The organism is Streptomyces tricolor (genome assembly GCF_002155905.1).
GTDB classification, from domain to species: Bacteria; Actinomycetota; Actinomycetes; order Streptomycetales; family Streptomycetaceae; genus Streptomyces; species Streptomyces tricolor.
Genome location: NZ_MUMF01000509.1, coordinates 171 through 5,558, shown reverse-complemented (window position 1 = coordinate 5,558; position 5,388 = coordinate 171). Strand labels below are relative to the sequence as shown.

Sequence of the window (5,388 nt, the reverse complement as noted above, 5' to 3'; positions counted from 1 at the left end):
GTACGTACGGCTGCCCGCCGCCCGCCCCGTCCCGGTAACCGCCGTCCCGGTAGTCGGCGGCCAGCCGTACGTACCGCCCGTAGTCCAGGTCCGTCGGCCGGTCCTCGGGGGCGCCGTGGTCCAGGTCGGCGCGGCGGAAGGAGCGGGCCGGGGCCGGGGTGATCCGGGCCAACGGGGCGTCCCAGCAAGGGCTGTTGTCCATGCCCTGCTCCCACGGGTGGACCACGGACACCAGTCCGGCACCGCCCAGGTCCCGCCGGTGCAGCAGATAGCGGTGCCAGGCGGCCAGCCGCGGGTGGAGCCGGGCCAGGAAGCCGCGGGCCCGGGACAGTCCGGGGTCGGCGCGGTGCACCAGCCAGGCCGCCAGCGCGTGCACCGGTGGCTGCACGATGCCGGACGTCTGTACGGTGCGCGGGGCGCCCGCGGCGCGCCCCGCGGTGGAGGAGCGCCAGAAGTCGGGGCTCGGGAAGTACGCGTCGAGCGGGACGGAGGGGTTGAACACGATGTGCGGGAGGCGACCGTCGGCCCACTGGGCCGCGAGCAGCGTCTCCAACTCCGTCTGGGCGCGCAGCGGGGAGATGTGCCGCAGCCCGATGGCGATGAACGCGGAGTCCCAGGACCACTGGTGCGGATACAGGTTGCGGGACGGCACGGTCGATGTGCCGGTCCAGTTGGCCTCCAGCACCTCGGCCGCTCTGACGTGCAGGGACGCCGTGGCTTGCGGGCCGGTCGGTGGATCGTATGCGATCTCGTGCTGTGCGGGACGGGCAGTGAGCTGGGCAGTGCGATCCACTCGGGGCTCCCCGGAGACGTCCGGCCGACCGGGTTTGGCTGCGGCCACCGTAGGGTTACGTCTATTTAACACGCAAAACCCACTATGTAATGCAAGCTTGAGGAACACAAGGGGGTGCGCATGACGGGACGTCCGGGAAGGACCGGCAAGGGCGGAAACCAGGCGGGTGCCGGCGATCTGCTCGAACTGGTGCGCAGTGGACGGGCCGTGACGCGGGGCGCGCTCCAGCAGGCGACCGGGCTCTCCCGGGCCACCGTCGGCCAGCGCCTGGACCGGCTGTTCCGGGCGGGCTGGCTGCGCGAGGGCGCCGGCGGCCCGGTCGACTCGCCGCTCGGCGGACGCCCTTCCATCACCCTGGAGTTCGACGACTCCCACGCGGTGGTGCTCGCCGCGGACCTGGACACCCGGCACGCCCGCGCGGCCGTGCTCTCCCTGACCGGGGAGGTCCTCGCCGAACACGCGGGCACGCTGGTGGTGGAGGACGGACCGGACGCCGTGCTGGGCGAACTGGGGCGCTGGTTCGCCGAGTTGCTGACCAAGGCGGGGCACACGGGCGGGGAGGTGTGCGGGATCGGGCTCGCGGTGCCGGGCCCGGTGGACAGCGAGACCGGCCGGGTGGTCCAGCCGCCCATCATGCCGGGCTGGGACGGCTACGACATCCGGGGCCGGCTGTCCCGCGCCTTCACCGACCACACCGGCGCCCCCGCGGTCCCGGTCCTGGTGGACAACGACGCCAACCTGATGGCCTACGGCGAACAGCGCACCGGACACCCCGACTGCTCGGCCTTCGTGCTGGTCAAGGTGTCCACGGGCATCGGCGCCGGGGTGGTCGTCGACGGCTCGATCTACCGGGGCGTGGACGGCGGGGCGGGCGACATCGGGCACATCCGGGTCGGCGCGGACGCGCTGTGCCGGTGCGGGTCGTACGGCTGTCTCGCGGCGGTCGCGAGCGGCGGGGCCGTGGCCCGGCGGCTGGCCGCGTCCGGGGTGCCGGCCGCCTCCGGCTCGGACGTGCGGGACCTGCTGGCCGCCGGGCATCCGGAGGCCGCCGCGCTGGCCCGGGAGGCCGGGCGGCGGGTCGGGGACGTGCTGGCGACGGTGGTGACCCTGCTCAACCCCGGCGTGCTGATGATCGCCGGCGATCTGGCCGGAACGCCGTTCCTGACCGGCGTGCGCGAGCTGCTCTACCAGCGGGCGCTGCCCCGCTCCACGGCCCGCCTGGACGTCGTCACCTCCCGGCTCGGGGAGCGGGCCGCGCTGATCGGTGCCGGGGCGCTGGTGGTGGAGCACCTGTACGCGCCGGACCGGGCGGAGGAGCGGCTGTCGGAGATGGGTGTGTGACGCCCGGGTTTCCCCGCGGGCACGTGTCCCGCGCGGGGGTCCGCATGGTGAAACGGAGCGCTCTGTGGCAGCGTGATTCTCGCCACCCTTGATAAGGGCTCCGCTCAGATGAGCGGATTGTGCGCGGCTGCACTTCTCCAAGGGGTGGCACTCGGTGCCACCCCTTGATCGTTCACCGACCGAAACCAGTCGCGCCAAGAGCCGCTCATCTGAGCGGAAATCCGCACCGGTGGGCGGCGCTGTCTTCAAGAAGTGAAAACATACGGCTGGCTTCGCTTGCCAAGCCTTGACTTTCGATCCGCTGGCGGACGGGTGGTTACAGGCACATGACGCGCAAGTGGACGTACCCAGGAACCTTCGATCTGGGTATGTTCCTCGCCGTCAGGGCAGCCACCGTGGCCTCAAGGAGTCGAGACCCGTGTCGGAAAACAAAGAACCCCACGTAGCGAAGTTCGTTTACGACTTCACCGAGGGCAACAAGGACCTCAAGGACCTGCTCGGCGGCAAGGGTGCCAATCTCGCCGAGATGACCAACCTCGGTCTGCCGGTCCCTCCCGGGTTCACGATCACCACGGAGGCCTGCAAGGTCTACCTGGAGAGCGGCGAGGAGCCCGCGGCACTGCGTGACGAGGTGAGTGCGCACCTCGACGCCCTGGAGGCCACGATGGGCAAGAAGCTCGGCCAGGCCGACAACCCGCTGCTGGTCTCCGTCCGCTCCGGCGCCAAGTTCTCCATGCCGGGCATGATGGACACCGTCCTGAACATCGGCCTGTCGGACAAGTCCGTGCAGGGCCTGGCCAAGCAGGCCGGCGACGAGCGCTTCGCCTGGGACTCCTACCGCCGCCTCATCCAGATGTTCGGCAAGACCGTCCTCGGCGTCGACGGCGACCTCTTCGAGGAGGCCCTCGACAAGGCGAAGGAGGCCAAGAAGGTCACGGTCGACACCGACCTGGAGGCCGCCGACCTGAAGAAGCTGGTCACCACCTTCAAGAAGATCGTCAAGAAGGAGGCCGGCCGGGACTTCCCGCAGGACCCGCGCGAGCAGATGGACCTCGCCATCAAGGCGGTCTTCGACTCCTGGAACGGCGACCGCGCCAAGCTGTACCGCCGCCAGGAGCGCATCCCGCACGACCTGGGCACGGCCGTCAACGTCTGCTCCATGGTCTTCGGCAACCTCGGCCCGGACTCCGGCACGGGCGTGGCGTTCACCCGCGACCCCGCCTCCGGCCACCAGGGCGTCTACGGCGACTACCTGCAGAACGCGCAGGGCGAGGACGTGGTCGCGGGCATCCGCAACACCGTCCCGCTCGCCGAGCTGGAGCAGATCGACAAGAAGTCGTACGACCAGCTCATGCAGATCATGGAGACGCTGGAGAACCACTACAAGGACCTCTGCGACATCGAGTTCACGATCGAGCGCGGTCAGCTGTGGATGCTCCAGACCCGGGTCGGCAAGCGCACCGCCGGCGCGGCCTTCCGCATCGCCACCCAGCTGGTCGACCAGGGCCTGATCGACGAGACGGAGGCGCTCCAGCGCGTCACCGGCGCCCAGCTGGCCCAGCTGATGTTCCCGCGCTTCGACGAGCAGGCGAAGGTCGAGCAGGTCGCCCGGGGCATCGCGGCCTCGCCGGGCGCGGCGGTCGGCAAGGCGGTCTTCGACTCGTACACGGCCGTGAAGTGGTCCCGCTCGGGCGAGAAGGTGATCCTGGTCCGCCGGGAGACCAACCCCGACGACCTGGACGGCATGATCGCCGCCGAGGGCATCCTGACCTCGCGCGGCGGCAAGACCTCCCACGCGGCCGTCGTCGCCCGCGGCATGGGCAAGACCTGTGTGTGCGGTGCGGAGGAGCTGGAGGTCGACACCAAGCGCCGCCGCATGACGGTCCCCGGCGGACACGTGGTGGAGGAAGGCGACCTGATCTCCATCGACGGCTCGACCGGCAAGGTCTACCTGGGCGAGGTCCCGGTGGTCCCCTCGCCCGTGGTCGAGTACTTCGAGGGCCGGATGCACCCGGGCGCCGACGACGCGGACGAGCTGGTCGAGGCGGTCCACCGCATGATGGCCTTCGCCGACCGCAAGCGCCGGCTGCGGGTGCGCGCCAACGCGGACAACGCCGAGGACGCCCTGCGCGCACGCCGCTTCGGCGCCCAGGGCATCGGCCTGTGCCGCACCGAGCACATGTTCCTCGGCGACCGCCGTGAGCTGGTCGAGCGCCTGATCCTGGCGGACACCGAGGAGGAGCGCGAGGAGTCCCTCAAGGCCCTGCTCCCGCTGCAGAAGAAGGACTTCGTCGAACTCTTCGAGGCGATGGACGGCCTTCCGGTGACGATCCGTCTCCTGGACCCGCCGCTGCACGAGTTCCTCCCGGACATCACGGAACTCTCCGTCCGGGTGGCCCTCGCCGAGTCCCGCCAGGAGCCGCACGAGAACGAGCTGCGCCTGCTCCAGGCGGTGCACCGGCTGCACGAGCAGAACCCGATGCTGGGCCTGCGCGGCGTACGCCTCGGCCTGGTCATCCCCGGCCTGTTCACCATGCAGGTCCGCGCGATCGCGGAGGCCGCGGCCGAGCGCCGGACGGCCAAGGGCGACCCGCGCGCCGAGATCATGATCCCGCTCGTCGGCACCGTCCAGGAGCTGGAGATCGTCCGCGAGGAGGCGGACCAGGTCATCGCCGAGGTGGAGGCGGCGACGGGTACGAAGCTCAAGCTGGCGATCGGCACGATGATCGAGCTGCCCCGGGCGGCGTTGACGGCGGGCCAGATCGCCGAGGCGGCGGAGTTCTTCTCCTTCGGCACGAACGACCTGACCCAGACGGTGTGGGGCTTCAGCCGCGACGACGTCGAGGCGAGCTTCTTCACGGCCTACCTGGAGAAGGGCATCTTCGGCGTCAGCCCGTTCGAGACGATCGACAAGGACGGCGTCGGCTCCCTGGTGAAGGCGGCGGCCGAAGCGGGCCGGCGCACCCGCCCCGACCTGAAGCTCGGCGTCTGCGGCGAGCACGGCGGTGACCCGGAGTCGGTCCACTTCTTCCACGAGGCGGGCCTGGACTNNGGTCGCCCGCCTGGAGGCCGGCCGCGCGGCCACCCAGTCGGAGGGCAGCGACCACCGCTGACCTCCCCGAGCCCCGGAGCCGCCGCCGGTCCCCGACCCTCACCGATCGACGGCGGCCCCGGCGCACGAAAGAGGAGGGGCGACACCCCAGTGCGGGGGGTGTCGCCCCTCTGTGCGTTGCGCCGCCGTCACGGCCACCGTC

Annotated in this window: 2 protein-coding genes and 1 pseudogene; 2 read left to right on the top strand and 1 reads right to left on the bottom strand. The window is 71.2% G+C overall.

What is annotated here, in order from left to right; all coding sequences use genetic code 11:
• The coding region (locus CCN44_RS31895) for an MGH1-like glycoside hydrolase domain-containing protein (RefSeq protein ID WP_414820532.1) at positions 1-793 on the bottom strand (793 nt) is incomplete at its 3' end.
• A gap of 120 nt (positions 794-913) precedes the next feature.
• On the opposite strand from CCN44_RS31895, the gene CCN44_RS31890 reads away from it, so the two are divergent.
• Positions 914-2,134, top strand: a complete 1,221-nt coding sequence (locus CCN44_RS31890) for an ROK family transcriptional regulator (RefSeq protein WP_189397212.1) — start codon at positions 914-916, stop codon at positions 2,132-2,134.
• 418 nt (positions 2,135-2,552) lie between these two features.
• Positions 2,553-5,247 (top strand): annotated as a pseudogene (gene ppdK / locus CCN44_RS31885) (pyruvate, phosphate dikinase).
• Positions 5,248-5,388 lie beyond the last annotated feature (141 nt).